The following is a 22,771-nucleotide window of genomic DNA, read 5'->3' as shown; positions in this document are numbered from 1 at the left end:
CTCCTAGTCATGGTCAGGGTTCACAGAAAAGAGGTTAAGCACCTGCTTGGAGCACCAGACAACGATCACCACCACCAGCGCCAGGCCGAAGACCGTGGTGAGGTCCTGCAGGCGTTCTTCGTCCGGTGGTGCTGGTTCGACCTGCACGACGACCGTGAGGGTCTCCGTGCTAGCCGTGGCGGTGTTCGTGTCTGCCATGGCTTAGCGCCAGCCCAGCTTGGATGCCAGCTTCAGCAGACCCCAGACGGCAACCATGGCACCGATCACCAGGCCAACAGCGGCCAGCATGTCGGTTTGTGCCGAGTCGATAGCGTCAGATACGCCAGCAGGCAGTGCAGCATGAGCGGTGCCAACGGTGGCGAGAACGAAGGCCGGAATGGCGGCCAGGCGGGCTTTGATTGCTTTGGACATGTGTCCTCCTTTCAACACTGCGGGATTGCAGCCGGTAGCCCTGCACGCAAGGCTACGAGCTGGAATCAGGCGGTCTTCACAGCGGTGCCTGGTGCACGCACAGGCTGGGGGTCGTTGGGGACCACGGAGATGGAGGCGATCTCTTGAACGCGCTTGCCCCAGCGCATGACGTCCTGCATTTCGAGGTCGCAGTAGGCGGGCAGGTTGATGCCGTCCAGCTTGCGCAGGACAGCGGGTTCGCACTGGTATTCCGAGCCCATCATTCCGCGGGCACCATCGCCAGCCATGGGGAGGGCGGTGTGCAGCTTGCCGATGGAATAGGGCTTGCCAGTGGCTTTGGCGACGCCTTCCGAGATTTGGAGACCGATTACGTATGCTTTCATGGCCTTAGCTCCTTGGGTAAGGGTTTTGCGAGAGACGACCCCGCGATGAATCCGCCCTGGCTGGCCTTTTCCAGTCGTCTTGGAATGCCGGGGCGGGAAATAACGTCCATGAGCTCGTCGGAATCAACGTGGACACGCAGGACGTTGACCAGCTTTCCGTAGGCTTCACGGCAGTGGCTGACCATGCGTTCGACGGTCAGCTCACCTTCTTTTTGGTGGGTTTTGATGCGCTCGCCAGCAACGGGCAGGAGCTGCTGGAGGCATTCGTAGGCCCCGACGAAGTACTCATCGCAGCGGGTGAGGACGTCCAGGGGGATGTCGCGGTCTTTGCGGCGCAGCTCGACCTCGAAGCGGGTCCACTTGTCGCCGGAGCCGGGCAGGAGCTGGAGGCCTTTTTCGTAGGCGCGGAGCATCTTTCCGTTCTCGCGGCGTCCGATTTCCAGGGTGCGACCGTAATACGGGGTTTCAGAAAGCCAGTCGCCAGGGGTTGAGTGCCGGGGAGGGGCTCCGGTGCCAGCGGTGAACAGGCCTTCATGCAGCCAGTTGCGGGCATCGTCGACGGTGAATTCACCATCAAGGCAGTCAACGGCCAAGTCAACACGGGTGATGGTGCAATCCCAGGCGCCGTACAGGAAGTCCTGCATGCCTTGCCAGTTGGCGATACGGCTGCAGGCGGAGCCGGAAAGATCAAGGCGAGCACGGCCACGCATGCGCTCACCTCCCCAATCAAGCAAGCCAACCTGATGTCTAGCGCCATCGTCGAGGAGGACATAAAGACGAGCCCCTTGCTGGAAACCGAAATGGCCGTTGCCGTCTTCGGCGTGTACCTTGAGACCGTGGCCGCGCAGGAGTTCGACGACCGTGGCCAGGATGTGTTCGTCGGGTTCAGGCAACCAGGTGAAGGTGAGCCAGTCGACTTTTGCACCGCCGATGGCGGGACGGGGAGTTTCCCCCAGTGTTACAGCACTGGGGGAAGCCGAGGCGTGCTGTGCGCGGTGGGAGCGGGTCATGCGTACACCATCAAAGACATGTCGAACACAGGTGCAGGCTTGGAGGCCTCGACCACGGCAAAGACCGGTGCATGGTCTGCATGCACGGTCACAGTGCGGCCGAGCTTGCGAAGGGCGTCGACGTATGCGTAAAAGGCTTCACCGTTGGCGAAGCTCTTAGAGGATTGGCCTTTGCCGAACATGCCCATGGGGCCGTCGACCACGTAATTGCCTGGAGTGCCGGTCATGGGTTGGGCTCTCCTATGTCACGTCCCTCAGCCGTGCGGCGCTCCGCTTGCCCGGCTGCGTGCCGCGCCATCTGCGAGCCCTTAGCCACGATCGTGGCGACCAGGGCGCGGGCTTGTTGGGCGGGGGAGGGCTTGCGCTTGAACTTGGGCAGGGGCTTTTGTTCCTGCAGGAACTTGGCGATGGACAGCCACTGATCGCGGTTGCGCTGGTTGCGCATGAAGGGGGTGGTCATGCGCCCACCTCTGCGCGAATCTGTGCCCAAACGCGCTGTGCACGTTGTCGCAGCACCTTCGCCTCATTTTCAAAATGCGGCGAGCCACTCATCAAGCCAGAGCGCACAAAGTTCAGGCTGTAGCCACCAGTAAGCAAAAGCCAGAGGGTGTCCGACTCAGGGACTTCAACTGGCAATTGGGTGCCCCCCACCTGGTCAACCTGGGCGGGAGCCGCCAGGCTAGCGGCCAGGTGTTGGTGACCAGGCGGGGAACTTATCGGGGTGTTGGGTGTGTGGGACATGCTGGCGGCTCCTTGGGGTTCATGGAGCAGCCCTGCTTCTGGCGGTAGGACGGGCTGTTGATCACTGCACGCTGTCCGGGTGGCTCCGTGAGAAAATTGCTGCAAGTTGTTGTTAGGAAATGGCTTACAGCACTGCCGAATGTAAAGAGAAAGGATTACTCAATGTCGTTGGTAATAACCCTTATTGAAAAGGCAGCAAAAAACCTTGGAAGCCAAGCTGCACTCGCTCGGGAGCTTGGTGTGCATCGCGCACAGATCACAAATTGGAAGAACGGCAACGACAAGTGCCAGCCAGCAGACCTAGCCGCAATCGGCTATTTTGCTGGATACAACGCTCTGAATATCCTAGCTGCAGCCACTCTCAAGGAGACCGAAGGTACAGCGAAAGGTAAGGTGTTGGAGGCAGCGTTGGGAAAAGAGATTCCGGCCCTTGGTTGCTTAAACGCAAGTGGTTCGACGACCAAAAATGATGGGAATGACCGAGAGATACAATGTATATTATGTTTAATCGCAAAAACAGGCGTTTGCACGCGCCGTAGCAGCGACAGCAACACCCCTGTTTTCGACCCACTGCGCACGGCCTGATGTGACCAGCTTTGCGCATGTTCCGAGCACCTAGACCCGCGCAACTTCCGCACCTTCATTCGCTGCTGGACAACATCGGGCGCAACGATGCAGATCTAGCCAAATTCCTCGACATTTCGCCCCGAACTTTGGGCAGCTACCGCAGCAAAGGCCAAGCGCCGCGTGTGGTTATGCTGGCCCTGTTTTGGGAGTCCACATGGGGCCAATCGGCGGCAAACTGCGATGCCGTGAACTGGGGAAGGCTCCAGTTTCAGGAAAACGCCATGCTCAAACGCCAGGTTGCCAAGCTGCAGCGCCAGATTCTTGAGCTCGAAAAAGCGCTGGCCGAGGTGGACAAGGCAGCCAACAGCCCCATTTTTGACGTTCGCTAGTCCCAATCAAACCCGCAGCGCCTGCGGCGCGAACAGCCTTGTTTATCAGCGACGAGCTGGCGGCATGCCTGGGCAGGCAACACGCCACGCGTACCCGGCCAGCCCTTATGCGAGCGCCACGACGCGACAGCTTTGATGCAAGCACCTCAGGAAGCGATTGGCAGGCGCGCCAGCCTGCTTTGTGAGCACATCACGAGGTAGGCGCGCGAGATAAGGCGAACTGCTGGCCGCAAGCCCCAAACGAGGCATGCGCGCACATGATCCTGTGATTTCTGCGGCCGCAGATTGCGCTTGCAGGTTTCTTGCAAAAAATTGCGTCGATCGTGAAATATTCCTGCGGGCACATTTTCGTGCCAAGAACACGGACAGGGTGCCTCCCGTTCACCCAGCTTCCCGCAGGTGCTATACAGCACCTGCAGAAAGACTAGGTTCTCTCCCGGCTGCGTGAAGGCAATCTCCAGGAGATTGCCTCGCCCTAGACGAAAGTCTCAGCTTTGCATCCAGCGCTTGACGAGGCCCAGGACGATGACCAGCAGGACAAGCAGACCAACCTTGCGGAAGTTGGACGCCCAGGCGCTGCGGTACTTTTTGCGCTTGTGTTCTGCTACGCCAATGCGGAAATCGGCGTTCTCTGTATAGCCATCACGCTTGTTAAAGCGCTTTTTCCAATAGTCACGGGTATCTAGTGCCATGGGCACCGATGCTAGCGCACTTGCATCTGGAGGTATCTGCGCGCCAGTCGGAGCTTTTCGTCTGGCGTGACATTGAGCGACGCAATCAGATCAAGAGCCCTACTGCGCGGCTTCGGCGCCGGCCTGGCTGGTGCACCAGGTAGCAATCGCGACCTGATGGCCTGAATGCGCTCACGAAACACATCACCGGGGAGCTTTTCAGGCTCCCAATCCCAGGGCGGCAGAACGCTGTGCGCGCCATGCGGATAGTCAGACTTGAAGACCTGGCGCGTGTCGTAGAAATCGTGCAGCTCAGTGCCGCGATACATCCATTTCTCAGCAATGATGGCGTTTTGGCCGTAGCCGGTGCGCGCCGTGACGGTGTGCATCTTCGGCAGGTAGCCCCATGATTTTTTGATGAGGCCCAGGATGTTGCCCACGAATGGGAGCTTCACCTTGGACAGATTCATGCAGCGGCACTGGTATTCAATCAGGGCTTCGCGCACTTGCTTGTCGATCATGCCCTCATCCTGCACGATGAGGTACACGTCCCAGCCGAGCTTGCGGGCGTGGATCATCCAGTCGATCACAGCCGCCCTACCCTTGTCCTGAAAACTGCGGGTGTTCAGCCAGGTGCCCAGCTCATCAAGAATCAAGACGCCGTTTTTGTCTTCGTCGTAGCTATCGGGGTTACCGTGGCCAATCGCATCCAGATCGAAAGCGGTAGGCTTGTCCGGCAGGCGCACGTAATGCCGACGCCGGTACTTGTTCATCAACCAGGGCTTGAGATCGACATTGGAGGCCACGCGGCGGCCCTCTAGCAGCGCATTGCGGGCCTGATAGACCGCAAACTTTGTCTTGCCAGTGCCGAGCTTGCCCACAACTCCGTAAACAGCCATTACTTGCCCATCGCCGCCTTTGTCAGGCTGGATACGTAGTGCACGCCGTAGACGCACACCCAGTAGGAAGACAACGAGGCAATGACAGTCCCTGAAATTGGCGGAAACAAAAGACCCAGCACCGAGCCATAAGCGGTATTAAAAATGCCTTGAAGCCAAGGGACGATCATCGTAGAAAAGTAGCTGACACAAGCAATGTAGATGCTAGCCAGCGCCAAAACGGCAGCAACACGGGCGGCATGCTGTGCACCCACCAAATAGACAATAAATCGGTAGAGGACTTGACCAATGCTTCCGAGAAATAGTGCTGCTAATGGCATTTAGGCCGCCTTTGAAAATGTAGAACGCCAGAATGTGGAAATAGCACCAAACAAGCCACCAAGCACCCAAACAACACTCATGATGTCGTGAAAAATGGGCTGAAACTGGCAAATGTCGATTTCTTGAAGCCACGGCGCGAAAGCAGGAATTGCAATCGCGGCGCAACCAGTTGGCAAAGCGAAATCCCAACGAATTTGCGGAAAGGTAGGCCAAAAGGTCTCAGGATTTACAGAAAGCCTTTTCAAATCAACCAAGGCATCATCAACGTCTTTTTTGTGCGTATCCTGCTGAGCTTCTGGCGTGCCATCTTCGTTAATTTTGCAGGCTGGAGTATTTGGCAGACCACAGGTTTCTATATCTTGCTGATCATTGGTTTTGCCGTCCTCAATTTTTGTAAGATCGGGCACTTCCTGACCGTCGATTTTTACAGTAGTAGTTGTAATTGGTTTTACCCTAACCGAACCATCCTCATTAACATTAACCTGATAGCTAGTTTGTTTAGTTGTTTCCTTTAATGAGGTAGTGCCATCTGCATTTATTATTTTTTCAGTAGTTACTGTTTTTTGAGCATTTGACGGAGTGACTACAGGGTCAGAGGATAAAGTTGTCTTTGTAACCTGAACACCAGTTGAATACGCTGGCGCACCATAGCCGGATTCATTGCCAGCTTTGTATTGAGCTTGGAGCAATGGAATTAAAACATCATTCGGAATTGGCTGAGCAGCAAGCCTATCAGCATAGGATTGCGAAAAACTTCCATAAACAAGCTGATCAGGCGTTCTAGCAGGCCCTTGCAAGACAACATCACTACCACGAATATTGTATTGGCACCGCCAACCGATAAATTCTTGAGTTATGCTTTTAAGGTAATCGCCAGATATTGATATACCAGCCAAACAAGCAGATCGCACAGAAGGATAATATTTATTGGTGGTGCTAGACAAATAAGAATAGCAACTTGAAAAACAAAGCTCAGGATTTGATAAATCAGCGACAATATTATTAGAACTTGTCGGCGAAGGATTTAGAGAGATTCCATTATTATTAAGCCACTGACCTAATGCAGCACTACCCGCTGTCATAGCTGTAGCGCACAAAAAATTCCCCATGCAACGCTGCAAACTAGCAATGACAGAAGCACCACTAATTAAGCTTGAAACATTAACAGGAATTTTCGTATTAGGACCAACTGGCAACTGAGCGCGCCCGCGAACCTCAAGCCCCTGCGGGTGTGTTGCAACTGACATTTGACCAGCATTAACCCAGCCACCACCAGGCGTAAGATTAGAAATGCGCTCAGCAGCTATCGGAGTACCGTTTGATGCCATGGAGATGGTATGCAAACCACCGCCAAGGGATTTGTGCATGAATCGGTCAAAAGACGATCTGTCAACGTCCTGCGCATGTACAAGTGACGACAGCGCAAACGCTGCCAGAATAAATATTTTTTTCATAGCAGCCCCTTGCCAAAGGCCCGCACGCGGGCCAATGGGAAGGAGCCGCGATTAGGAAGCGCGGGGAATCTTCTTCACGTACTTGATGGCAACCCAGAAGGCCACAGAAGCCGCAGCGACACCGACAAGGGCAGCGCCATAGGATGCGACCTTGGTGCCGACGTCAGCAACAGCCGTATCAAATGGGTCCGTGGACTGCGCGCGCGCGGCCAGGGCCACAGGCAGGGTACCGACCACCACGACAGCGCGAGCCGCGTTATTCAGCGCCATTTGGCGCAGAGCTTGGAGCTTTTCTTTCATATCGAACTTTCGAGAAATAACCGGAAAAACGTCCGGCACGTCAAACAACATCGCGCAGCTTTCGCACCCATGCGACCGACTGCCCGATGCCGTAACCAAGGACCCACACAGTCATGCATGAGCCGATGACTTTGGCGATGGTTGGAGCATCAATCGTTGCAATCACAGCTTGTTCCCTGAGTTGAAGCCATGCAAAAAGATGAGCATCAAACCGATGACCATCAGTACTTGCAAGATGTGGTTGGTGTTAGACCAGTCCATGTACCCACGCCTTTTGGAATTCATGCGCAGCCCGCCCTGCTTCGCGGCGCTCGACAGCGTATGAACACGCTGCGAGCAGTGCGAGGACTGCAAAGGAGAAAGCCAGAGCCTTCACGACCTGCCCCGCAACGCTTCGCCCGCCGCGCCCCGCTCACCGCGTGACGCGGCGCTCTGCGCATTGCGTGGCTGGTGGCTAGAGGCCGGCAAAAAACCGAGGACGTTCAGCTCATCCGATGCGCGATCAACGGCGGCAGCTTCACGGCCAGGAGTGCCGCGCACGAATCGCCAAAAGCTGATGGCGCTTGAGATGAACCAAATCAAGCTGCACACGAACAAGGCGAAGGAAAGGGCCAAGAGCAAGTCAAGCATTTGTCAAAGCTCCGACAAGTCAACGATCTGCGCTTTGTGGAAAGGATCGATGTGGTCTTCAATCATTTCCACTGCGGTTTCGTAATCAGGGACTGCATGCGCCTCTCGCAGCAACATGACCCAGCGCGGCTGACCGTCTTCAGGGTCAGGAGCCAGGAAAGCCCCGGTGTAAGCCGACTGGATCACGTAGGCCATGGCTTAGGCCGCCGCTTTAGGACGGATATCGACCAAGGTCAGCTTGGAACTGTTGTCAGCACCAGCAGCCACATCGAACACGGCATCGACTGCGATACCGCCAGCAGGCCACTTGCCCTTCATGTTTTTCCACTTGGCGAACTCGGTGGAGGTGCCCAGCTTGAAAGGACGGGTCACGGTGCCGATGGTTTCGCCCGTGGACTTTTCGCCGAGATCGACAGCCAGGTGGAAGGTGGTGGAATCAAAGGTGCGACCTTCGTATTCGCCCTTGGAAGACTGGATGCCAGTCAGAACAGCTTCAGCGGTAAAGCGCATGGTTTTTCCTTGGTTCGGGCATTAAGCGAATGCGGGTTCAGCACGCCCTTTACTGCTGATCCGCTTGAAAACGTGGAGGTATGCAGCCTTGACTTCGGCCATAGAGAACTTGCGAAGACGGCCAGGAATGCGGCTTTCGTCATCAACCAGGGTGAACATGGTTTTTTCGTCGAGGTACTTGATGGCCAAGCAGGCCGAGGCCCCCGCCGTGCGGAGGAACCAACGTGCATTGCGTTCAACTTCCGCTTCGATGGTCTGGATGGGCAGACGGGCCTCGCATGGCACGGGCTCAGGCAATGCCTGGGCTCCGTGTTCGCGCAGGATTGCCGTATGCCAGTCGCTGGCCCCGGCGAAGAAGTCGGCAGGACGGCGCAGCATGTCAGTGGGCAGCAGGCGCTTTTGATTGCCGTAGCGCAGCTCAAACCGGGTCCACTGGCTGGTGGATTCGGGACCGTAGAGCTGGAGCCCTTTTTCGTAGATGTTGGTCAGCTTGCCGGAGGCACGGTTGCCCAGATAGAAGCTGCGACCCTTGTTAATCGCAACGTCATCGCAGTCCCATGTTCCATCCAGGCGGTGACCAGGGCGCTGGCCCAGGTGATCCATCAGGCCGGACTTGTACTCATCACGAAAGCGTTCCATGCCCCCCGCGATACCGTCGAAGAAGTCAACGGCGAGGTCGATGCGGGTCAGCAATCCACGGTGCTGGTCGATGTAGTCGGCCAGAGTGTCGCGCCATCCGGTTTGGGCGAAGGTGCAGGCCATGCCCTCCAGGTTGACGTGCAGGGTTTGGGACTGGGCATCACCTCTAGAGCCAGCGGAGGTACTCAGGAATCCGACCCAGCCAACGGGGTGACCTTTGCGCAGAATGTCCAGGCGGTGGCGGTAAAAGTCTTTGCCCTTGCGAACTTCTGGATCAACCGTGAAATCGGCACCGAGGATGCTTGCCACATCCTTAGCCATCTCGAACGCCTGGGCTCCAGCCATCTGGTCGGAATCGGACATTTCACGCAGGGCATTTGCCAGCCGGACTTCGTGACGGCGCCCGGGCTTGCCATCGTCCATGCACATGCTCAGGCGGGCATGGTCGCTGACGTGGTAATGGCTGGAGGTGAACTCAGGCCGGGGGAAAAGCAGCTCTTCCGATGGCAAGGGTGCATTGCGACGATGGACCGTGAAGCGGACCCAATCGGTGTGCACATAGCCGCGATGCTTGATCTGCTCAGCATGGATGCGGGCCTTGACCTCATTGCCTTCCAAGACCAAGTCATTACGGTGCTTTGTCATACGCCCTGCCCCGTAGAAGTTGTCCCCGTGTTACCTACGGGGACAGAAGGTGTGCAAGCCTGCGCTATGGAACCAAAATTGATAGCAACGCCATGCATGGAAGCAATGACGGCAAGCGCCGAACGAACCGGCGCATTCAGCACGCCACCGCGTGCAAAGCGGTTGACCAGAGCGCACCTTTCTTTGTAGTCACGGGCAGCCATGACGCCACCGGAAGTGACGCAGGCAGGAGGCTTTGCAGACAGCAATGCCATGGCCACTGCGCGCAGTTCGCGCTGCTGCTGGAGAGGCATGGAGGTCATGCGCCCATCTCCCGCTTGTCTTCCCAATACACCTTGAGAGTAGTCACAAGGCAGAAGATGAGCCAAAGAAACCAGCCGTAAATGGCACCCGAGTAGTCAGAAAAGCGAGCGTCAATAAAAGCAACCAATGCACTGCCGATGACAAATACAGAGCTAAGCAGAACAGGCGCAAGAAACCCAAACACAAGAAAAATCACTAGGCATTGACGACGAAGCTTTTGAAGATCGAGAGAGGTGCCCCCCACCTGCCCCACCTCAGCGGGAGCCGCAATGCTTTCGCTGGGGCTTGTCGGGGCAGGTGGCGGACTAAAACTGGCGGGGGGGCGGTTGGACATGCTTGCGGCTCCTATTCATCACATGGCGTGATAAGGCGCAACACTACAACATGTGATAAGCCGATGACATATGATTCATCACACAACGTAGTTTCACTACAACATGTGAGGAACAGCTATGCAAACAACCCTTGAACTGCTAGACGCGGCCCTAGAAAAGAAGAACGCACGCGAATGGGCAGAGAAATTGAAGCTCAGTCCAAACGCACTGCGCACTGCGAAACACCGTGGAAATCTGAGCCCAGCAATCGCGGGTGCATTGGCTGAAGAACTGGGCGAGCCGGTGGAGAAATGGATCGTGATTGCAGCGCTAGAAAGCGAGCGTGAAAGCGCCTGCAAATCGCGCATGGTGCGCAAATTTCTGACGGGAGCAGCTATCGCAGGAACCCTGATGGGCGCTGCCGGGACCGCTACTGCTGCTGTAGCAAGTACAGCTGCCAAGGCGGCAGTCTGTATATTATGTTTAATCGCAAAAACAGGCGTTTGCACGCGCCGTAGCAGCGACAGCAACACCCCTGTTTTCGACCCACTGCGCACGGCCTGATGTGACCAGCTTTGCGCATGTTCCGAGCACCTAGACCCGCGCAACTTCCGCACCTTCATTCGCTGCTGGACAACATCGGGCGCAACGATGCAGATCTAGCCAAATTCCTCGACATTTCGCCCCGAACTTTGGGCAGCTACCGCAGCAAAGGCCAAGCGCCGCGTGTGGTTATGCTGGCCCTGTTTTGGGAGTCCACATGGGGCCAATCGGCGGCAAACTGCGATGCCGTGAACTGGGGAAGGCTCCAGTTTCAGGAAAACGCCATGCTCAAACGCCAGGTTGCCAAGCTGCAGCGCCAGATTCTTGAGCTCGAAAAAGCGCTGGCCGAGGTGGACAAGGCAGCCAACAGCCCCATTTTTGACGTTCGCTAGTCCCAATCAAACCCGCAGCGCCTGCGGCGCGAACAGCCTTGTTTATCAGCGACGAGCTGGCGGCATGCCTGGGCAGGCAACACGCCACGCGTACCCGGCCAGCCCTTATGCGAGCGCCACGACGCGACAGCTTTGATGCAAGCACCTCAGGAAGCGATTGGCAGGCGCGCCAGCCTGCTTTGTGAGCACATCACGAGGTAGGCGCGCGAGATAAGGCGAACTGCTGGCCGCAAGCCCCAAACGAGGCATGCGCGCACATGATCCTGTGATTTCTGCGGCCGCAGATTGCGCTTGCAGGTTTCTTGCAAAAAATTGCGTCGATCGTGAAATATTCCTGCGGGCACATTTTCGTGCCAAGAACACGGACAGGGTGCCTCCCGTTCACCCAGCTTCCCGCAGGTGCTATACAGCACCTGCAGAAAGACTAGGTTCTCTCCCGGCTGCGTGAAGGCAATCTCCAGGAGATTGCCTCGCCCTAGACGAAAGTCTCAGCTTTGCATCCAGCGCTTGACGAGGCCCAGGACGATGACCAGCAGGACAAGCAGACCAACCTTGCGGAAGTTGGACGCCCAGGCGCTGCGGTACTTTTTGCGCTTGTGTTCTGCTACGCCAATGCGGAAATCGGCGTTCTCTGTATAGCCATCACGCTTGTTAAAGCGCTTTTTCCAATAGTCACGGGTATCTAGTGCCATGGGCACCGATGCTAGCGCACTTGCATCTGGAGGTATCTGCGCGCCAGTCGGAGCTTTTCGTCTGGCGTGACATTGAGCGACGCAATCAGATCAAGAGCCCTACTGCGCGGCTTCGGCGCCGGCCTGGCTGGTGCACCAGGTAGCAATCGCGACCTGATGGCCTGAATGCGCTCACGAAACACATCACCGGGGAGCTTTTCAGGCTCCCAATCCCAGGGCGGCAGAACGCTGTGCGCGCCATGCGGATAGTCAGACTTGAAGACCTGGCGCGTGTCGTAGAAATCGTGCAGCTCAGTGCCGCGATACATCCATTTCTCAGCAATGATGGCGTTTTGGCCGTAGCCGGTGCGCGCCGTGACGGTGTGCATCTTCGGCAGGTAGCCCCATGATTTTTTGATGAGGCCCAGGATGTTGCCCACGAATGGGAGCTTCACCTTGGACAGATTCATGCAGCGGCACTGGTATTCAATCAGGGCTTCGCGCACTTGCTTGTCGATCATGCCCTCATCCTGCACGATGAGGTACACGTCCCAGCCGAGCTTGCGGGCGTGGATCATCCAGTCGATCACAGCCGCCCTACCCTTGTCCTGAAAACTGCGGGTGTTCAGCCAGGTGCCCAGCTCATCAAGAATCAAGACGCCGTTTTTGTCTTCGTCGTAGCTATCGGGGTTACCGTGGCCAATCGCATCCAGATCGAAAGCGGTAGGCTTGTCCGGCAGGCGCACGTAATGCCGACGCCGGTACTTGTTCATCAACCAGGGCTTGAGATCGACATTGGAGGCCACGCGGCGGCCCTCTAGCAGCGCATTGCGGGCCTGATAGACCGCAAACTTTGTCTTGCCAGTGCCGAGCTTGCCCACAACTCCGTAAACAGCCATTACTTGCCCATCGCCGCCTTTGTCAGGCTGGATACGTAGTGCACGCCGTAGACGCACACCCAGTAGGAAGACAACGAGGCAATGACAGTCCCTGAAATTGGCGGAAACAAAAGACCCAGCACCGAGCCATAAGCGGTATTAAAAATGCCTTGAAGCCAAGGGACGATCATCGTAGAAAAGTAGCTGACACAAGCAATGTAGATGCTAGCCAGCGCCAAAACGGCAGCAACACGGGCGGCATGCTGTGCACCCACCAAATAGACAATAAATCGGTAGAGGACTTGACCAATGCTTCCGAGAAATAGTGCTGCTAATGGCATTTAGGCCGCCTTTGAAAATGTAGAACGCCAGAATGTGGAAATAGCACCAAACAAGCCACCAAGCACCCAAACAACACTCATGATGTCGTGAAAAATGGGCTGAAACTGGCAAATGTCGATTTCTTGAAGCCACGGCGCGAAAGCAGGAATTGCAATCGCGGCGCAACCAGTTGGCAAAGCGAAATCCCAACGAATTTGCGGAAAGGTAGGCCAAAAGGTCTCAGGATTTACAGAAAGCCTTTTCAAATCAACCAAGGCATCATCAACGTCTTTTTTGTGCGTATCCTGCTGAGCTTCTGGCGTGCCATCTTCGTTAATTTTGCAGGCTGGAGTATTTGGCAGACCACAGGTTTCTATATCTTGCTGATCATTGGTTTTGCCGTCCTCAATTTTTGTAAGATCGGGCACTTCCTGACCGTCGATTTTTACAGTAGTAGTTGTAATTGGTTTTACCCTAACCGAACCATCCTCATTAACATTAACCTGATAGCTAGTTTGTTTAGTTGTTTCCTTTAATGAGGTAGTGCCATCTGCATTTATTATTTTTTCAGTAGTTACTGTTTTTTGAGCATTTGACGGAGTGACTACAGGGTCAGAGGATAAAGTTGTCTTTGTAACCTGAACACCAGTTGAATACGCTGGCGCACCATAGCCGGATTCATTGCCAGCTTTGTATTGAGCTTGGAGCAATGGAATTAAAACATCATTCGGAATTGGCTGAGCAGCAAGCCTATCAGCATAGGATTGCGAAAAACTTCCATAAACAAGCTGATCAGGCGTTCTAGCAGGCCCTTGCAAGACAACATCACTACCACGAATATTGTATTGGCACCGCCAACCGATAAATTCTTGAGTTATGCTTTTAAGGTAATCGCCAGATATTGATATACCAGCCAAACAAGCAGATCGCACAGAAGGATAATATTTATTGGTGGTGCTAGACAAATAAGAATAGCAACTTGAAAAACAAAGCTCAGGATTTGATAAATCAGCGACAATATTATTAGAACTTGTCGGCGAAGGATTTAGAGAGATTCCATTATTATTAAGCCACTGACCTAATGCAGCACTACCCGCTGTCATAGCTGTAGCGCACAAAAAATTCCCCATGCAACGCTGCAAACTAGCAATGACAGAAGCACCACTAATTAAGCTTGAAACATTAACAGGAATTTTCGTATTAGGACCAACTGGCAACTGAGCGCGCCCGCGAACCTCAAGCCCCTGCGGGTGTGTTGCAACTGACATTTGACCAGCATTAACCCAGCCACCACCAGGCGTAAGATTAGAAATGCGCTCAGCAGCTATCGGAGTACCGTTTGATGCCATGGAGATGGTATGCAAACCACCGCCAAGGGATTTGTGCATGAATCGGTCAAAAGACGATCTGTCAACGTCCTGCGCATGTACAAGTGACGACAGCGCAAACGCTGCCAGAATAAATATTTTTTTCATAGCAGCCCCTTGCCAAAGGCCCGCACGCGGGCCAATGGGAAGGAGCCGCGATTAGGAAGCGCGGGGAATCTTCTTCACGTACTTGATGGCAACCCAGAAGGCCACAGAAGCCGCAGCGACACCGACAAGGGCAGCGCCATAGGATGCGACCTTGGTGCCGACGTCAGCAACAGCCGTATCAAATGGGTCCGTGGACTGCGCGCGCGCGGCCAGGGCCACAGGCAGGGTACCGACCACCACGACAGCGCGAGCCGCGTTATTCAGCGCCATTTGGCGCAGAGCTTGGAGCTTTTCTTTCATATCGAACTTTCGAGAAATAACCGGAAAAACGTCCGGCACGTCAAACAACATCGCGCAGCTTTCGCACCCATGCGACCGACTGCCCGATGCCGTAACCAAGGACCCACACAGTCATGCATGAGCCGATGACTTTGGCGATGGTTGGAGCATCAATCGTTGCAATCACAGCTTGTTCCCTGAGTTGAAGCCATGCAAAAAGATGAGCATCAAACCGATGACCATCAGTACTTGCAAGATGTGGTTGGTGTTAGACCAGTCCATGTACCCACGCCTTTTGGAATTCATGCGCAGCCCGCCCTGCTTCGCGGCGCTCGACAGCGTATGAACACGCTGCGAGCAGTGCGAGGACTGCAAAGGAGAAAGCCAGAGCCTTCACGACCTGCCCCGCAACGCTTCGCCCGCCGCGCCCCGCTCACCGCGTGACGCGGCGCTCTGCGCATTGCGTGGCTGGTGGCTAGAGGCCGGCAAAAAACCGAGGACGTTCAGCTCATCCGATGCGCGATCAACGGCGGCAGCTTCACGGCCAGGAGTGCCGCGCACGAATCGCCAAAAGCTGATGGCGCTTGAGATGAACCAAATCAAGCTGCACACGAACAAGGCGAAGGAAAGGGCCAAGAGCAAGTCAAGCATTTGTCAAAGCTCCGACAAGTCAACGATCTGCGCTTTGTGGAAAGGATCGATGTGGTCTTCAATCATTTCCACTGCGGTTTCGTAATCAGGGACTGCATGCGCCTCTCGCAGCAACATGACCCAGCGCGGCTGACCGTCTTCAGGGTCAGGAGCCAGGAAAGCCCCGGTGTAAGCCGACTGGATCACGTAGGCCATGGCTTAGGCCGCCGCTTTAGGACGGATATCGACCAAGGTCAGCTTGGAACTGTTGTCAGCACCAGCAGCCACATCGAACACGGCATCGACTGCGATACCGCCAGCAGGCCACTTGCCCTTCATGTTTTTCCACTTGGCGAACTCGGTGGAGGTGCCCAGCTTGAAAGGACGGGTCACGGTGCCGATGGTTTCGCCCGTGGACTTTTCGCCGAGATCGACAGCCAGGTGGAAGGTGGTGGAATCAAAGGTGCGACCTTCGTATTCGCCCTTGGAAGACTGGATGCCAGTCAGAACAGCTTCAGCGGTAAAGCGCATGGTTTTTCCTTGGTTCGGGCATTAAGCGAATGCGGGTTCAGCACGCCCTTTACTGCTGATCCGCTTGAAAACGTGGAGGTATGCAGCCTTGACTTCGGCCATAGAGAACTTGCGAAGACGGCCAGGAATGCGGCTTTCGTCATCAACCAGGGTGAACATGGTTTTTTCGTCGAGGTACTTGATGGCCAAGCAGGCCGAGGCCCCCGCCGTGCGGAGGAACCAACGTGCATTGCGTTCAACTTCCGCTTCGATGGTCTGGATGGGCAGACGGGCCTCGCATGGCACGGGCTCAGGCAATGCCTGGGCTCCGTGTTCGCGCAGGATTGCCGTATGCCAGTCGCTGGCCCCGGCGAAGAAGTCGGCAGGACGGCGCAGCATGTCAGTGGGCAGCAGGCGCTTTTGATTGCCGTAGCGCAGCTCAAACCGGGTCCACTGGCTGGTGGATTCGGGACCGTAGAGCTGGAGCCCTTTTTCGTAGATGTTGGTCAGCTTGCCGGAGGCACGGTTGCCCAGATAGAAGCTGCGACCCTTGTTAATCGCAACGTCATCGCAGTCCCATGTTCCATCCAGGCGGTGACCAGGGCGCTGGCCCAGGTGATCCATCAGGCCGGACTTGTACTCATCACGAAAGCGTTCCATGCCCCCCGCGATACCGTCGAAGAAGTCAACGGCGAGGTCGATGCGGGTCAGCAATCCACGGTGCTGGTCGATGTAGTCGGCCAGAGTGTCGCGCCATCCGGTTTGGGCGAAGGTGCAGGCCATGCCCTCCAGGTTGACGTGCAGGGTTTGGGACTGGGCATCACCTCTAGAGCCAGCGGAGGTACTCAGGAATCCGACCCAGCCAACGGGGTGACCTTTGCGCAGAATGTCCAGGCGGTGGCGGTAAAAGTCTTTGCCCTTGCGAACTTCTGGATCAACCGTGAAATCGGCACCGAGGATGCTTGCCACATCCTTAGCCATCTCGAACGCCTGGGCTCCAGCCATCTGGTCGGAATCGGACATTTCACGCAGGGCATTTGCCAGCCGGACTTCGTGACGGCGCCCGGGCTTGCCATCGTCCATGCACATGCTCAGGCGGGCATGGTCGCTGACGTGGTAATGGCTGGAGGTGAACTCAGGCCGGGGGAAAAGCAGCTCTTCCGATGGCAAGGGTGCATTGCGACGATGGACCGTGAAGCGGACCCAATCGGTGTGCACATAGCCGCGATGCTTGATCTGCTCAGCATGGATGCGGGCCTTGACCTCATTGCCTTCCAAGACCAAGTCATTACGGTGCTTTGTCATACGCCCTGCCCCGTAGAAGTTGTCCCCGTGTTACCTACGGGGACAGAAGGTGTGCAAGCCTGCGCTATGGAACCAAAATTGATAGCAACGCCATGCATGGAAGCAATGACGGCAAGCGCCGAACGAACCGGCGCATTCAGCACGCCACCGCGTGCAAAGCGGTTGACCAGAGCGCACCTTTCTTTGTAGTCACGGGCAGCCATGACGCCACCGGAAGTGACGCAGGCAGGAGGCTTTGCAGACAGCAATGCCATGGCCACTGCGCGCAGTTCGCGCTGCTGCTGGAGAGGCATGGAGGTCATGCGCCCATCTCCCGCTTGTCTTCCCAATACACCTTGAGAGTAGTCACAAGGCAGAAGATGAGCCAAAGAAACCAGCCGTAAATGGCACCCGAGTAGTCAGAAAAGCGAGCGTCAATAAAAGCAACCAATGCACTGCCGATGACAAATACAGAGCTAAGCAGAACAGGCGCAAGAAACCCAAACACAAGAAAAATCACTAGGCATTGACGACGAAGCTTTTGAAGATCGAGAGAGGTGCCCCCCACCTGCCCCACCTCAGCGGGAGCCGCAATGCTTTCGCTGGGGCTTGTCGGGGCAGGTGGCGGACTAAAACTGGCGGGGGGGCGGTTGGACATGCTTGCGGCTCCTATTCATCACATGGCGTGATAAGGCGCAACACTACAACATGTGATAAGCCGATGACATATGATTCATCACACAACGTAGTTTCACTACAACATGTGAGGAACAGCTATGCAAACAACCCTTGAACTGCTAGACGCGGCCCTAGAAAAGAAGAACGCACGCGAATGGGCAGAGAAATTGAAGCTCAGTCCAAACGCACTGCGCACTGCGAAACACCGTGGAAATCTGAGCCCAGCAATCGCGGGTGCATTGGCTGAAGAACTGGGCGAGCCGGTGGAGAAATGGATCGTGATTGCAGCGCTAGAAAGCGAGCGTGAAAGCGCCTGCAAATCGCGCATGGTGCGCAAATTTCTGACGGGAGCAGCTATCGCAGGAACCCTGATGGGCGCTGCCGGGACCGCTACTGCTGCTGTAGCAAGTACAGCTGCCAAGGCGGCAGTCTGTATATTATGTTAAATCGCTTTTGCGTGCGTTTAAGCGTCGCTGCAGCGGTTGCTTCGGACCTCTCTTTAGCCCACTGCGCATGGCCTGATCTGACCAGCTTTGCGCATGTTCCGAGCACCTAGACCCGCGCACCTTCCGCACCTTCATTCGCTGCTGGACAACATCGGGCGCAACGATGCAGATCTGGCTAAATTCCTCGACATTTCGCCCCGAACTTTGGGCAGCTACTGCAGCAAAGGCCAAGCGCCGCGTGTGGTTATGTTGGCCCTGTTTTGGGAGTCCACATGGGGCCAATCGGCTGCAAACTGCGATGCCGTGAACTGGGGAAGGCTCCAGTTTCAGGAAAACGCGATGCTCAAACGCCAGATTGCCAAGCTGCAGCGCCAGATTCTTGAGCTCGAAAAGGCACTGGCAGAGGTGGACAAGGCAGCCAACAGCCCTATCTTTGAAATCCGCTAAAACAAGGTGCTCGCAACTTTGTAGACAAAGAAACCTGTCAGGTCCCGGATGATTACGCACGTTCTTGACGAATAAATCAGGTGCTTTCATCTTCCATTTTTTGAGTGCTTGGACTGGGGCTTCATGCCCCAGTGCCTTTTGTGGCAAGTGGTGGTTGTACAGCCAGACAAACCTGTGCAGTGTCTTCTCCAAATCCTCTGCGCTGTTGAAGTGATGCGAGCGCAGCACCTGGCTCAGGCGGCCATTGAAGCGCTCAACCATGCCGTTGGTTTGTGGCGTCTTTGGCTTGGTCAGCCGATGCTCTATCCCCAATGCTTGGCATAACTGGTCGAATTCGTGCTCGCCTGAGGGCTGACGTGTGCGGCTTCCAAACAATCGGTCTGTGAACTCTTTGCCGTTGTCGGTGAGGATGGTGTGGATCTTGAACGCTGCAGCTTTGCGTACGGCAGCCAAGAAGGCTTTGGCGGATGCTGCCGTCTTGTGCTGCTTGATATCAATGAACACCCAGCGTGTAGCTCGATCGATGGCAACAAAAACATAGCGGCGCTTGTCCTCATCGTGCATCTGGGGCAGGTACTTCACATCTACATGTACATAGCCAGGCTCATACGCCTTGAAGGGTTTGTGCTCGCCCTCAGGCTTGGGCTGTACGGGCAATCTGGAGTGGCCTCGTCTGCGCAGCAAGCGATCCAGCGCCGAGCGGCTCATGGCAGGCTCAATGAACTCTCGCACCACCGCCAATAAGTCATCCAGAGGTAGCCGCAGCTGGCTGCGCAGATAAATAACCAGCTCTTCCTGCCCTGCATTGAGAGTCGTTTGCAGGCGGTGGGCCGTGTGGCTGGCGTCATGCACCGTGGTTCTGCCCCGCCACTTACGCACGGTCCCTATGCCAATGCCGTATTGCTGCGCCAACTCTCGATCAGTACCACTGGCTTGCTGCAATGCCAAACGGGTGGCAGGTGTGGTCGTAGCGTTCTTATGAAGGCTGATCAGCATGGCAACTCCTTGGCACGGGATTGCCATGTTGCCAGAACTGCTTGCAGTACCTCTCGGCCATGCAGCATCAGCATGGCAACTCCTTGGCACGGGATTGCCATGTTGCCAGAACTGCTTGCAGTACCTCTCGGCCATGCAGCAACGGACGCTTGTTTTTAAGCAGCCAATCGTCCGGGACCCGACAAGTAAGCAGGACAAATGCTATCAAGTAGCCATCTGGAGGCCGATCAGGCGATTGCTGATACTTTTGGCTCACGGCCCTTTGCAAAGCTTCATCGGACATATCAGCAGCAGATTTCGGCCTGGTTGGCGGCACCGAACCACGGCCAGGGAAGGGCTTGATATACCCCCCTTCACCCTCTCTTCTACGCTTCCAGTCTTGCCAATAGTCACGGTCCTGAATACCCATAGTCGCCCTCCTATACGCCGTGATCATAGGGAAAGGGTGCACAAACACCAAAACCGGAAGTCAACCAACTTGAGCTGCTGCGCAGCTGGGGGCGCTCGCCGCGCGGCATCCGTCCGCCTTCGACCCTCTCGCCCTAGCACCTGCCGTGATTTCCTTCACCTACCGGAACGCTAAATCAGGGACGCGCTACGCGCTTTCAAACACTGCACCCGGTATTCATAAAGCTGCGCTTTACAAAGCTTCCGGGTTCCGTGTTTGAACCCTGATACCGCTAATCCTCACGGCTCAGGAACTCACGGCGGACGGTGCAAGGTAAGGACAGGTTCAAGGCGTACAGATCCAAATTGAACCGGCTAAGAATCTACGGCCCCGGTGCATTTCAGAAAGGCGGTGTGACATGGCGATAGCAGCAAACTTCCTCAAGTTCCCCCAGGCAATGGCATTGCAGCTGCCCCTGCGCCTGGGCAAGCCTGTATGGAACACCAAGCGCCCCACTACGCGCCGAGGCCGTGCGTTTCGCGCCCACATCGCAGCCGTGGTGAAGGCCGTGGGCCTGCGCGTCGAACCGGTAGCCAAGTCGATTCCCCAGTGGTGGAAAGACGCCCAAAGCCGGGCACGCGCCTTTCGCCAAGCCGTGCGCGCCGATCTGATCGAACTGGACTTTGCAAAGCAACTGCCAACTGAAAAGAAAGAAGGCATGAACGCATATCGCCGCATGGTCTGGCAAAACCGCGTTAACCGAGGCGAAGCGGCCTGGGCTTGATCTAACGAACTTGCATTTGAAGGTATCTGCGCGCCAGTCGGAGCTTTTCGTCTGGCGTGACCTTGAGAGAGGCAATCAGCTCAAGGGCCCTACTGCGCGGCTTCGGCGCCGGCCTGGCTGGTGCACCAGGTAGCAATCGCGACCTGATGGCCTGAATGCGCTCACGAAACACATCACCCGGGAGCTTTTCAGGCTCCCAATCCCAGGGCGGCAGAACGCTGTGCGCGCCATGCGGATAGTCGGACTTGAAGATCTGGCGCGTGTCGTAGAAATCGTGCAGCTCAGTGCCGCGATACAGCCACTTTTCCGCAATGATGGCGTTTTGACCGTAGCCGGTGCGCGCCGTGACGGTGTGCATCTTCGGCAGGTAGCCCCATGATTTTTTGATGAGGCCCAGGATGTTGCCCACGAATGGCAGCTTCACCTTTGACAAATTCATGCAGCGGCACTGGTATTCGATCAGGGCTTCGCGCACTTGCTTGTCGATCATGCCCTCATCCTGCACGATGAGGTACACATCCCAGCCGAGCTTGCGGGCGTGAATCATCCAGTCGATCACAGCCGCCCTGCCCTTGTCTTGAAAACTGCGCGTGTTCAGCCAGGTGCCCAGCTCATCAAGAATCAGGATGCCGTTTTTGTCTTCGTCGTAGCTGTCAGGGTTACCGTGGCCAATCGCATCCAGATCGAAGGCGGTGGGCTTGTCCGGCAGGCGCACGTAATGCCTGCGCCGATACTTGTTCATCAACCAGGGCTTGAGATCGACATTGGAGGCCACGCGACGGCCCTCTAGCAGCGCGTTGCGTGCCTGATAGACCGCAAACTTTGTCTTGCCAGTGCCAAGCTTGCCGACAACGCCGTAAACCGCCATTACTTATCCAAGGACCCACACAGTCATGCATGAGCCGATGACTTTGGCGATGGTTGGAGCATCAATCGTTGCAATCACAGCTTGTTCCCCGAGTTAAAGCCATGCAAAAAGATGAGCATCAAACCGATGACCATCAGTACTTGCAAGATGTGGTTGGTGTTAGACCAGTCCATGTACCCACGCCTTTTGGAATTCATGCGCAGCCCGCCCTGCTTCGCGGCGCTCGACAGCGTATGAACACGCTGCGAGCAGTGCGAGGACTGCAAAGGAGAAAGCCAGAGCCTTCACGACCTGCCCCGCAACGCTTCGCCCGCCGCGCCCCGCTCACCGCGTGACGCGGCGTTCTGCGCATTGCGTGGCTGGTGGCTTGAGGCCGGCAAAAAACCGAGGACGTTCAGCTCAGCCGATGCGAGGTCAACGGCGGCAGCTTCACGGCCAGGAGTGCCGCGCACGAATCGCCAAAAGCTGACGGCGCTTGAGATGAACCAAATCAAGCTGCACACGAACAAGGCGAAGGAAAGGGTCAAGAGCAGGTCAGGCATTTGTCAAAGCTCCGACAGGTCAACGATTTGCGCCTTGTGGAAGGGATCGATGTGGTCTTGGATCATTTCCACTGCGGTTTCGTAATCAGGGACTGCATGCGCCTCTCGCAGCAACATGACCCAGCGCGGCTGACCGTCTTCAGGGTCAGGAGCCAGGAAAGCCCCGGTGTAAGCCGACTGGATCACGTAGGCCATGGCTTAGGCCGCCGCTTTGGGACGGATATCGACCAAGGTCAGCTTGGAACTGTTGTCAGCAACCGTGAAATCGGCACCGAGGATGCTTGCCACATCCTTGGCCATCTCGAACGCCTGGGCTCCTGCCATCTGGTCGGAATCGGACATTTCGCGCAGGGCATTTGCCAGCCGGACTTCGTGACGGCGCTCAGGCTTGCCATCGTCCATGCACATGCTCAGGCGGGCACCTTAGTGGTGACTTCAGCAGCAGCAGCATC

At 56.1% G+C, this 22,771-nt stretch carries 40 protein-coding genes and 1 pseudogene; 6 read left to right on the top strand and 35 right to left on the bottom strand.

Annotated features, from left to right (window positions below; translation table 11 throughout):
- Positions 1–3: 3 nt before the first annotated feature.
- The 6 genes from KAQ61_RS07295 to KAQ61_RS07270 form a co-directional block, all read right to left on the bottom strand.
- Positions 4–198 (bottom strand): hypothetical protein, encoded by a 195-nt coding sequence (locus KAQ61_RS07295; protein ID WP_210931070.1) that lies wholly within the window; start codon positions 196–198, stop codon positions 4–6.
- 3 nt (positions 199–201) lie between these two features.
- Positions 202–411 (bottom strand): major capsid protein, encoded by a 210-nt coding sequence (locus tag KAQ61_RS07290; RefSeq protein WP_210931068.1) that lies wholly within the window; start codon positions 409–411, stop codon positions 202–204.
- A 65-nt stretch (positions 412–476) separates the two neighbouring features.
- Complete coding sequence (locus tag KAQ61_RS07285; RefSeq protein WP_042419689.1) at positions 477–794, bottom strand: hypothetical protein; 318 nt, start codon at positions 792–794, stop codon at positions 477–479.
- Positions 791–1,804 carry a replication initiation factor domain-containing protein gene (locus tag KAQ61_RS07280; protein ID WP_210931066.1) on the bottom strand — a complete coding sequence of 338 codons (1,014 nt, stop codon included), beginning with the start codon at positions 1,802–1,804 and terminating at the stop codon, positions 791–793. The genes KAQ61_RS07285 and KAQ61_RS07280 overlap by 4 nt, the downstream gene beginning before the upstream one ends.
- The gene (locus KAQ61_RS07275; protein WP_210931064.1) at positions 1,801–2,031 is read right to left on the bottom strand and encodes a hypothetical protein; all 231 of its coding nucleotides are present in this window, start codon (positions 2,029–2,031) and stop codon (positions 1,801–1,803) included. The genes KAQ61_RS07280 and KAQ61_RS07275 overlap by 4 nt, the downstream gene beginning before the upstream one ends.
- Positions 2,028–2,264: a hypothetical protein gene (locus KAQ61_RS07270; protein WP_210931061.1), complete on the bottom strand. Its 237-nt coding sequence runs from the start codon at positions 2,262–2,264 to the stop codon at positions 2,028–2,030. The genes KAQ61_RS07275 and KAQ61_RS07270 overlap by 4 nt, the downstream gene beginning before the upstream one ends.
- A 368-nt stretch (positions 2,265–2,632) precedes the next feature.
- On the opposite strand from KAQ61_RS07270, the gene KAQ61_RS07265 reads away from it, so the two are divergent.
- Together KAQ61_RS07265 and KAQ61_RS07260 are read left to right on the top strand one after the other, a co-directional pair.
- Positions 2,633–3,130 carry a YdaS family helix-turn-helix protein gene (locus tag KAQ61_RS07265; protein WP_210931060.1) on the top strand — a complete coding sequence of 166 codons (498 nt, stop codon included), beginning with the start codon at positions 2,633–2,635 and terminating at the stop codon, positions 3,128–3,130.
- A 17-nt stretch (positions 3,131–3,147) separates the two neighbouring features.
- Positions 3,148–3,501: a hypothetical protein gene (locus KAQ61_RS07260; protein ID WP_210931056.1), complete on the top strand. Its 354-nt coding sequence runs from the start codon at positions 3,148–3,150 to the stop codon at positions 3,499–3,501.
- A 488-nt stretch (positions 3,502–3,989) separates the two neighbouring features.
- Here KAQ61_RS07260 and KAQ61_RS07255 read toward each other — a convergent pair whose 3' ends face one another.
- The 12 genes from KAQ61_RS07255 to KAQ61_RS07205 all read right to left on the bottom strand — a co-directional run bounded on the left by KAQ61_RS07255 (position 3,990) and on the right by KAQ61_RS07205 (position 10,207).
- Positions 3,990–4,193: a hypothetical protein gene (locus tag KAQ61_RS07255; protein WP_210931054.1), complete on the bottom strand. Its 204-nt coding sequence runs from the start codon at positions 4,191–4,193 to the stop codon at positions 3,990–3,992.
- An 11-nt stretch (positions 4,194–4,204) separates the two neighbouring features.
- Positions 4,205–5,071, bottom strand: a complete 867-nt coding sequence (locus KAQ61_RS07250) for a zonular occludens toxin domain-containing protein (RefSeq protein ID WP_210931052.1) — start codon at positions 5,069–5,071, stop codon at positions 4,205–4,207.
- Entirely contained in the window at positions 5,071–5,391 is a 321-nt protein-coding gene (locus tag KAQ61_RS07245) for a hypothetical protein (protein ID WP_210931050.1), read from the bottom strand. The genes KAQ61_RS07250 and KAQ61_RS07245 overlap by 1 nt, the downstream gene beginning before the upstream one ends.
- The gene (locus tag KAQ61_RS07240) at positions 5,392–6,846 is read right to left on the bottom strand and encodes a hypothetical protein (RefSeq protein WP_210931048.1); all 1,455 of its coding nucleotides are present in this window, start codon (positions 6,844–6,846) and stop codon (positions 5,392–5,394) included.
- A 51-nt stretch (positions 6,847–6,897) separates the two neighbouring features.
- On the bottom strand, positions 6,898–7,197 hold the full coding sequence (locus KAQ61_RS07235; protein WP_210931046.1) for a hypothetical protein: 300 nt from the start codon (positions 7,195–7,197) through the stop codon (positions 6,898–6,900).
- Positions 7,187–7,312, bottom strand: coding sequence for a hypothetical protein (locus KAQ61_RS18940; protein ID WP_276514458.1), 126 nt, complete (start codon positions 7,310–7,312; stop codon positions 7,187–7,189). The genes KAQ61_RS07235 and KAQ61_RS18940 overlap by 11 nt, the downstream gene beginning before the upstream one ends.
- A 206-nt stretch (positions 7,313–7,518) precedes the next feature.
- Positions 7,519–7,776 carry a hypothetical protein gene (locus KAQ61_RS07230; protein WP_210931044.1) on the bottom strand — a complete coding sequence of 86 codons (258 nt, stop codon included), beginning with the start codon at positions 7,774–7,776 and terminating at the stop codon, positions 7,519–7,521.
- A 3-nt stretch (positions 7,777–7,779) separates the two neighbouring features.
- On the bottom strand, positions 7,780–7,971 hold the full coding sequence (locus tag KAQ61_RS07225) for a hypothetical protein (protein WP_210931042.1): 192 nt from the start codon (positions 7,969–7,971) through the stop codon (positions 7,780–7,782).
- Between the two features lie 3 nt (positions 7,972–7,974).
- The gene (locus KAQ61_RS07220) at positions 7,975–8,286 is read right to left on the bottom strand and encodes a hypothetical protein (protein ID WP_210931040.1); all 312 of its coding nucleotides are present in this window, start codon (positions 8,284–8,286) and stop codon (positions 7,975–7,977) included.
- Between the two features lie 21 nt (positions 8,287–8,307).
- Positions 8,308–9,570: a replication initiation factor domain-containing protein gene (locus KAQ61_RS07215; protein WP_210931038.1), complete on the bottom strand. Its 1,263-nt coding sequence runs from the start codon at positions 9,568–9,570 to the stop codon at positions 8,308–8,310.
- Positions 9,567–9,872 (bottom strand): hypothetical protein, encoded by a 306-nt coding sequence (locus KAQ61_RS07210; protein WP_210931036.1) that lies wholly within the window; start codon positions 9,870–9,872, stop codon positions 9,567–9,569. Before KAQ61_RS07210 ends, KAQ61_RS07215 begins: the two co-directional genes overlap by 4 nt.
- Positions 9,869–10,207, bottom strand: coding sequence for a hypothetical protein (locus KAQ61_RS07205; protein ID WP_210931034.1), 339 nt, complete (start codon positions 10,205–10,207; stop codon positions 9,869–9,871). Before KAQ61_RS07205 ends, KAQ61_RS07210 begins: the two co-directional genes overlap by 4 nt.
- Before the next feature lie 118 nt (positions 10,208–10,325).
- Here KAQ61_RS07205 and KAQ61_RS07200 point away from each other — a divergent pair, with 118 nt between their 5' ends.
- Positions 10,326–10,751 (top strand): hypothetical protein, encoded by a 426-nt coding sequence (locus KAQ61_RS07200; protein ID WP_210931058.1) that lies wholly within the window; start codon positions 10,326–10,328, stop codon positions 10,749–10,751.
- Positions 10,752–10,768: 17 nt separating this feature from the next.
- The gene (locus tag KAQ61_RS07195) at positions 10,769–11,122 is read left to right on the top strand and encodes a hypothetical protein (RefSeq protein WP_210931056.1); all 354 of its coding nucleotides are present in this window, start codon (positions 10,769–10,771) and stop codon (positions 11,120–11,122) included.
- A 488-nt stretch (positions 11,123–11,610) separates the two neighbouring features.
- Here KAQ61_RS07195 and KAQ61_RS07190 read toward each other — a convergent pair whose 3' ends face one another.
- The 12 genes from KAQ61_RS07190 to KAQ61_RS07140 form a co-directional block, all read right to left on the bottom strand.
- Entirely contained in the window at positions 11,611–11,814 is a 204-nt protein-coding gene (locus KAQ61_RS07190) for a hypothetical protein (protein ID WP_210931054.1), read from the bottom strand.
- Positions 11,815–11,825: 11 nt separating this feature from the next.
- Positions 11,826–12,692 carry a zonular occludens toxin domain-containing protein gene (locus KAQ61_RS07185; protein WP_210931052.1) on the bottom strand — a complete coding sequence of 289 codons (867 nt, stop codon included), beginning with the start codon at positions 12,690–12,692 and terminating at the stop codon, positions 11,826–11,828.
- A complete protein-coding gene (locus tag KAQ61_RS07180) occupies positions 12,692–13,012 on the bottom strand; it encodes a hypothetical protein (RefSeq protein ID WP_210931050.1) in 321 nt (106 codons plus the stop codon). Before KAQ61_RS07180 ends, KAQ61_RS07185 begins: the two co-directional genes overlap by 1 nt.
- Complete coding sequence (locus tag KAQ61_RS07175) at positions 13,013–14,467, bottom strand: hypothetical protein (protein ID WP_210931048.1); 1,455 nt, start codon at positions 14,465–14,467, stop codon at positions 13,013–13,015.
- 51 nt (positions 14,468–14,518) lie between these two features.
- Positions 14,519–14,818 carry a hypothetical protein gene (locus tag KAQ61_RS07170; protein ID WP_210931046.1) on the bottom strand — a complete coding sequence of 100 codons (300 nt, stop codon included), beginning with the start codon at positions 14,816–14,818 and terminating at the stop codon, positions 14,519–14,521.
- A complete protein-coding gene (locus tag KAQ61_RS18935) occupies positions 14,808–14,933 on the bottom strand; it encodes a hypothetical protein (protein WP_276514458.1) in 126 nt (41 codons plus the stop codon). The genes KAQ61_RS07170 and KAQ61_RS18935 overlap by 11 nt, the downstream gene beginning before the upstream one ends.
- Positions 14,934–15,139: 206 nt before the next feature.
- Positions 15,140–15,397 (bottom strand): hypothetical protein, encoded by a 258-nt coding sequence (locus KAQ61_RS07165; protein ID WP_210931044.1) that lies wholly within the window; start codon positions 15,395–15,397, stop codon positions 15,140–15,142.
- 3 nt (positions 15,398–15,400) lie between these two features.
- Positions 15,401–15,592, bottom strand: a complete 192-nt coding sequence (locus tag KAQ61_RS07160) for a hypothetical protein (RefSeq protein WP_210931042.1) — start codon at positions 15,590–15,592, stop codon at positions 15,401–15,403.
- 3 nt (positions 15,593–15,595) lie between these two features.
- Positions 15,596–15,907, bottom strand: a complete 312-nt coding sequence (locus KAQ61_RS07155; protein ID WP_210931040.1) for a hypothetical protein — start codon at positions 15,905–15,907, stop codon at positions 15,596–15,598.
- A gap of 21 nt (positions 15,908–15,928) precedes the next feature.
- The gene (locus tag KAQ61_RS07150) at positions 15,929–17,191 is read right to left on the bottom strand and encodes a replication initiation factor domain-containing protein (RefSeq protein WP_210931038.1); all 1,263 of its coding nucleotides are present in this window, start codon (positions 17,189–17,191) and stop codon (positions 15,929–15,931) included.
- A complete protein-coding gene (locus KAQ61_RS07145) occupies positions 17,188–17,493 on the bottom strand; it encodes a hypothetical protein (protein ID WP_210931036.1) in 306 nt (101 codons plus the stop codon). Before KAQ61_RS07145 ends, KAQ61_RS07150 begins: the two co-directional genes overlap by 4 nt.
- Positions 17,490–17,828 carry a hypothetical protein gene (locus KAQ61_RS07140; protein ID WP_210931034.1) on the bottom strand — a complete coding sequence of 113 codons (339 nt, stop codon included), beginning with the start codon at positions 17,826–17,828 and terminating at the stop codon, positions 17,490–17,492. The genes KAQ61_RS07145 and KAQ61_RS07140 overlap by 4 nt, the downstream gene beginning before the upstream one ends.
- Before the next feature lie 118 nt (positions 17,829–17,946).
- Between KAQ61_RS07140 and KAQ61_RS07135 the strand changes: the two genes are divergently transcribed.
- Positions 17,947–18,294 (top strand): hypothetical protein, encoded by a 348-nt coding sequence (locus tag KAQ61_RS07135; protein ID WP_210931032.1) that lies wholly within the window; start codon positions 17,947–17,949, stop codon positions 18,292–18,294.
- A 483-nt stretch (positions 18,295–18,777) separates the two neighbouring features.
- Here the strand turns inward: KAQ61_RS07135 and KAQ61_RS07130 are convergent.
- Positions 18,778–19,737 (bottom strand): annotated as a pseudogene (locus KAQ61_RS07130) (IS481 family transposase); the annotation flags it as partial.
- An 845-nt stretch (positions 19,738–20,582) separates the two neighbouring features.
- On the opposite strand from KAQ61_RS07130, the gene KAQ61_RS07125 reads away from it, so the two are divergent.
- Positions 20,583–20,909, top strand: a complete 327-nt coding sequence (locus KAQ61_RS07125; RefSeq protein WP_210931030.1) for a hypothetical protein — start codon at positions 20,583–20,585, stop codon at positions 20,907–20,909.
- A gap of 1 nt (position 20,910) precedes the next feature.
- Here KAQ61_RS07125 and KAQ61_RS07120 read toward each other — a convergent pair whose 3' ends face one another.
- From KAQ61_RS07120 to KAQ61_RS07105, 4 genes are all read right to left on the bottom strand, one after another.
- Positions 20,911–21,777 carry a zonular occludens toxin domain-containing protein gene (locus KAQ61_RS07120; protein WP_210931028.1) on the bottom strand — a complete coding sequence of 289 codons (867 nt, stop codon included), beginning with the start codon at positions 21,775–21,777 and terminating at the stop codon, positions 20,911–20,913.
- A 284-nt stretch (positions 21,778–22,061) separates the two neighbouring features.
- Positions 22,062–22,319 (bottom strand): hypothetical protein, encoded by a 258-nt coding sequence (locus KAQ61_RS07115; RefSeq protein WP_156147739.1) that lies wholly within the window; start codon positions 22,317–22,319, stop codon positions 22,062–22,064.
- Between the two features lie 3 nt (positions 22,320–22,322).
- Entirely contained in the window at positions 22,323–22,514 is a 192-nt protein-coding gene (locus tag KAQ61_RS07110; RefSeq protein ID WP_210931026.1) for a hypothetical protein, read from the bottom strand.
- Between the two features lie 3 nt (positions 22,515–22,517).
- Positions 22,518–22,721, bottom strand: coding sequence for a hypothetical protein (locus KAQ61_RS07105; RefSeq protein WP_210931024.1), 204 nt, complete (start codon positions 22,719–22,721; stop codon positions 22,518–22,520).
- Positions 22,722–22,771: the final 50 nt, after the last annotated feature.

The organism is Comamonas aquatica, assembly GCF_018064205.1.
GTDB classification, from domain to species: Bacteria; Pseudomonadota; Gammaproteobacteria; order Burkholderiales; family Burkholderiaceae_C; genus Comamonas; species Comamonas aquatica.
The sequence above is the reverse complement of the archived record's forward strand: the minus strand, read 5'-3'. Positions and strand labels throughout refer to the sequence as shown.

Excerpts from the sequence above, each read along its gene's own strand:
- KAQ61_RS07295 (WP_210931070.1), bottom strand. The coding sequence starts at position 198 with ATGGCAGACACGAACACCGCCACGGCTAGCACGGAGACCCTCACGGTC.
- KAQ61_RS07290 (WP_210931068.1), bottom strand. The coding sequence starts at position 411 with ATGTCCAAAGCAATCAAAGCCCGCCTGGCCGCCATTCCGGCCTTCGTT.
- KAQ61_RS07285 (WP_042419689.1), bottom strand. The coding sequence starts at position 794 with ATGAAAGCATACGTAATCGGTCTCCAAATCTCGGAAGGCGTCGCCAAA.
- KAQ61_RS07280 (WP_210931066.1), bottom strand. The coding sequence starts at position 1,804 with ATGACCCGCTCCCACCGCGCACAGCACGCCTCGGCTTCCCCCAGTGCT.
- KAQ61_RS07275 (WP_210931064.1), bottom strand. The coding sequence starts at position 2,031 with ATGACCGGCACTCCAGGCAATTACGTGGTCGACGGCCCCATGGGCATG.
- KAQ61_RS07270 (WP_210931061.1), bottom strand. The coding sequence starts at position 2,264 with ATGACCACCCCCTTCATGCGCAACCAGCGCAACCGCGATCAGTGGCTG.
- KAQ61_RS07260 (WP_210931056.1), top strand. The coding sequence starts at position 3,148 with ATGTTCCGAGCACCTAGACCCGCGCAACTTCCGCACCTTCATTCGCTG.
- KAQ61_RS07255 (WP_210931054.1), bottom strand. The coding sequence starts at position 4,193 with ATGGCACTAGATACCCGTGACTATTGGAAAAAGCGCTTTAACAAGCGT.
- KAQ61_RS07250 (WP_210931052.1), bottom strand. The coding sequence starts at position 5,071 with ATGGCTGTTTACGGAGTTGTGGGCAAGCTCGGCACTGGCAAGACAAAG.
- KAQ61_RS07245 (WP_210931050.1), bottom strand. The coding sequence starts at position 5,391 with ATGCCATTAGCAGCACTATTTCTCGGAAGCATTGGTCAAGTCCTCTAC.
- KAQ61_RS07240 (WP_210931048.1), bottom strand. The coding sequence starts at position 6,846 with ATGAAAAAAATATTTATTCTGGCAGCGTTTGCGCTGTCGTCACTTGTA.
- KAQ61_RS07235 (WP_210931046.1), bottom strand. The coding sequence starts at position 7,197 with ATGTTGTTTGACGTGCCGGACGTTTTTCCGGTTATTTCTCGAAAGTTC.
- KAQ61_RS07230 (WP_210931044.1), bottom strand. The coding sequence starts at position 7,776 with ATGCTTGACTTGCTCTTGGCCCTTTCCTTCGCCTTGTTCGTGTGCAGC.
- KAQ61_RS07225 (WP_210931042.1), bottom strand. The coding sequence starts at position 7,971 with ATGGCCTACGTGATCCAGTCGGCTTACACCGGGGCTTTCCTGGCTCCT.
- KAQ61_RS07220 (WP_210931040.1), bottom strand. The coding sequence starts at position 8,286 with ATGCGCTTTACCGCTGAAGCTGTTCTGACTGGCATCCAGTCTTCCAAG.
- KAQ61_RS07215 (WP_210931038.1), bottom strand. The coding sequence starts at position 9,570 with ATGACAAAGCACCGTAATGACTTGGTCTTGGAAGGCAATGAGGTCAAG.
- KAQ61_RS07210 (WP_210931036.1), bottom strand. The coding sequence starts at position 9,872 with ATGACCTCCATGCCTCTCCAGCAGCAGCGCGAACTGCGCGCAGTGGCC.
- KAQ61_RS07205 (WP_210931034.1), bottom strand. The coding sequence starts at position 10,207 with ATGTCCAACCGCCCCCCCGCCAGTTTTAGTCCGCCACCTGCCCCGACA.
- KAQ61_RS07200 (WP_210931058.1), top strand. The coding sequence starts at position 10,326 with ATGCAAACAACCCTTGAACTGCTAGACGCGGCCCTAGAAAAGAAGAAC.
- KAQ61_RS07195 (WP_210931056.1), top strand. The coding sequence starts at position 10,769 with ATGTTCCGAGCACCTAGACCCGCGCAACTTCCGCACCTTCATTCGCTG.
- KAQ61_RS07190 (WP_210931054.1), bottom strand. The coding sequence starts at position 11,814 with ATGGCACTAGATACCCGTGACTATTGGAAAAAGCGCTTTAACAAGCGT.
- KAQ61_RS07185 (WP_210931052.1), bottom strand. The coding sequence starts at position 12,692 with ATGGCTGTTTACGGAGTTGTGGGCAAGCTCGGCACTGGCAAGACAAAG.
- KAQ61_RS07180 (WP_210931050.1), bottom strand. The coding sequence starts at position 13,012 with ATGCCATTAGCAGCACTATTTCTCGGAAGCATTGGTCAAGTCCTCTAC.
- KAQ61_RS07175 (WP_210931048.1), bottom strand. The coding sequence starts at position 14,467 with ATGAAAAAAATATTTATTCTGGCAGCGTTTGCGCTGTCGTCACTTGTA.
- KAQ61_RS07170 (WP_210931046.1), bottom strand. The coding sequence starts at position 14,818 with ATGTTGTTTGACGTGCCGGACGTTTTTCCGGTTATTTCTCGAAAGTTC.
- KAQ61_RS07165 (WP_210931044.1), bottom strand. The coding sequence starts at position 15,397 with ATGCTTGACTTGCTCTTGGCCCTTTCCTTCGCCTTGTTCGTGTGCAGC.
- KAQ61_RS07160 (WP_210931042.1), bottom strand. The coding sequence starts at position 15,592 with ATGGCCTACGTGATCCAGTCGGCTTACACCGGGGCTTTCCTGGCTCCT.
- KAQ61_RS07155 (WP_210931040.1), bottom strand. The coding sequence starts at position 15,907 with ATGCGCTTTACCGCTGAAGCTGTTCTGACTGGCATCCAGTCTTCCAAG.
- KAQ61_RS07150 (WP_210931038.1), bottom strand. The coding sequence starts at position 17,191 with ATGACAAAGCACCGTAATGACTTGGTCTTGGAAGGCAATGAGGTCAAG.
- KAQ61_RS07145 (WP_210931036.1), bottom strand. The coding sequence starts at position 17,493 with ATGACCTCCATGCCTCTCCAGCAGCAGCGCGAACTGCGCGCAGTGGCC.
- KAQ61_RS07140 (WP_210931034.1), bottom strand. The coding sequence starts at position 17,828 with ATGTCCAACCGCCCCCCCGCCAGTTTTAGTCCGCCACCTGCCCCGACA.
- KAQ61_RS07135 (WP_210931032.1), top strand. The coding sequence starts at position 17,947 with ATGCAAACAACCCTTGAACTGCTAGACGCGGCCCTAGAAAAGAAGAAC.
- KAQ61_RS07125 (WP_210931030.1), top strand. The coding sequence starts at position 20,583 with ATGGCATTGCAGCTGCCCCTGCGCCTGGGCAAGCCTGTATGGAACACC.
- KAQ61_RS07120 (WP_210931028.1), bottom strand. The coding sequence starts at position 21,777 with ATGGCGGTTTACGGCGTTGTCGGCAAGCTTGGCACTGGCAAGACAAAG.
- KAQ61_RS07115 (WP_156147739.1), bottom strand. The coding sequence starts at position 22,319 with ATGCCTGACCTGCTCTTGACCCTTTCCTTCGCCTTGTTCGTGTGCAGC.
- KAQ61_RS07110 (WP_210931026.1), bottom strand. The coding sequence starts at position 22,514 with ATGGCCTACGTGATCCAGTCGGCTTACACCGGGGCTTTCCTGGCTCCT.
- KAQ61_RS07105 (WP_210931024.1), bottom strand. The coding sequence starts at position 22,721 with ATGGACGATGGCAAGCCTGAGCGCCGTCACGAAGTCCGGCTGGCAAAT.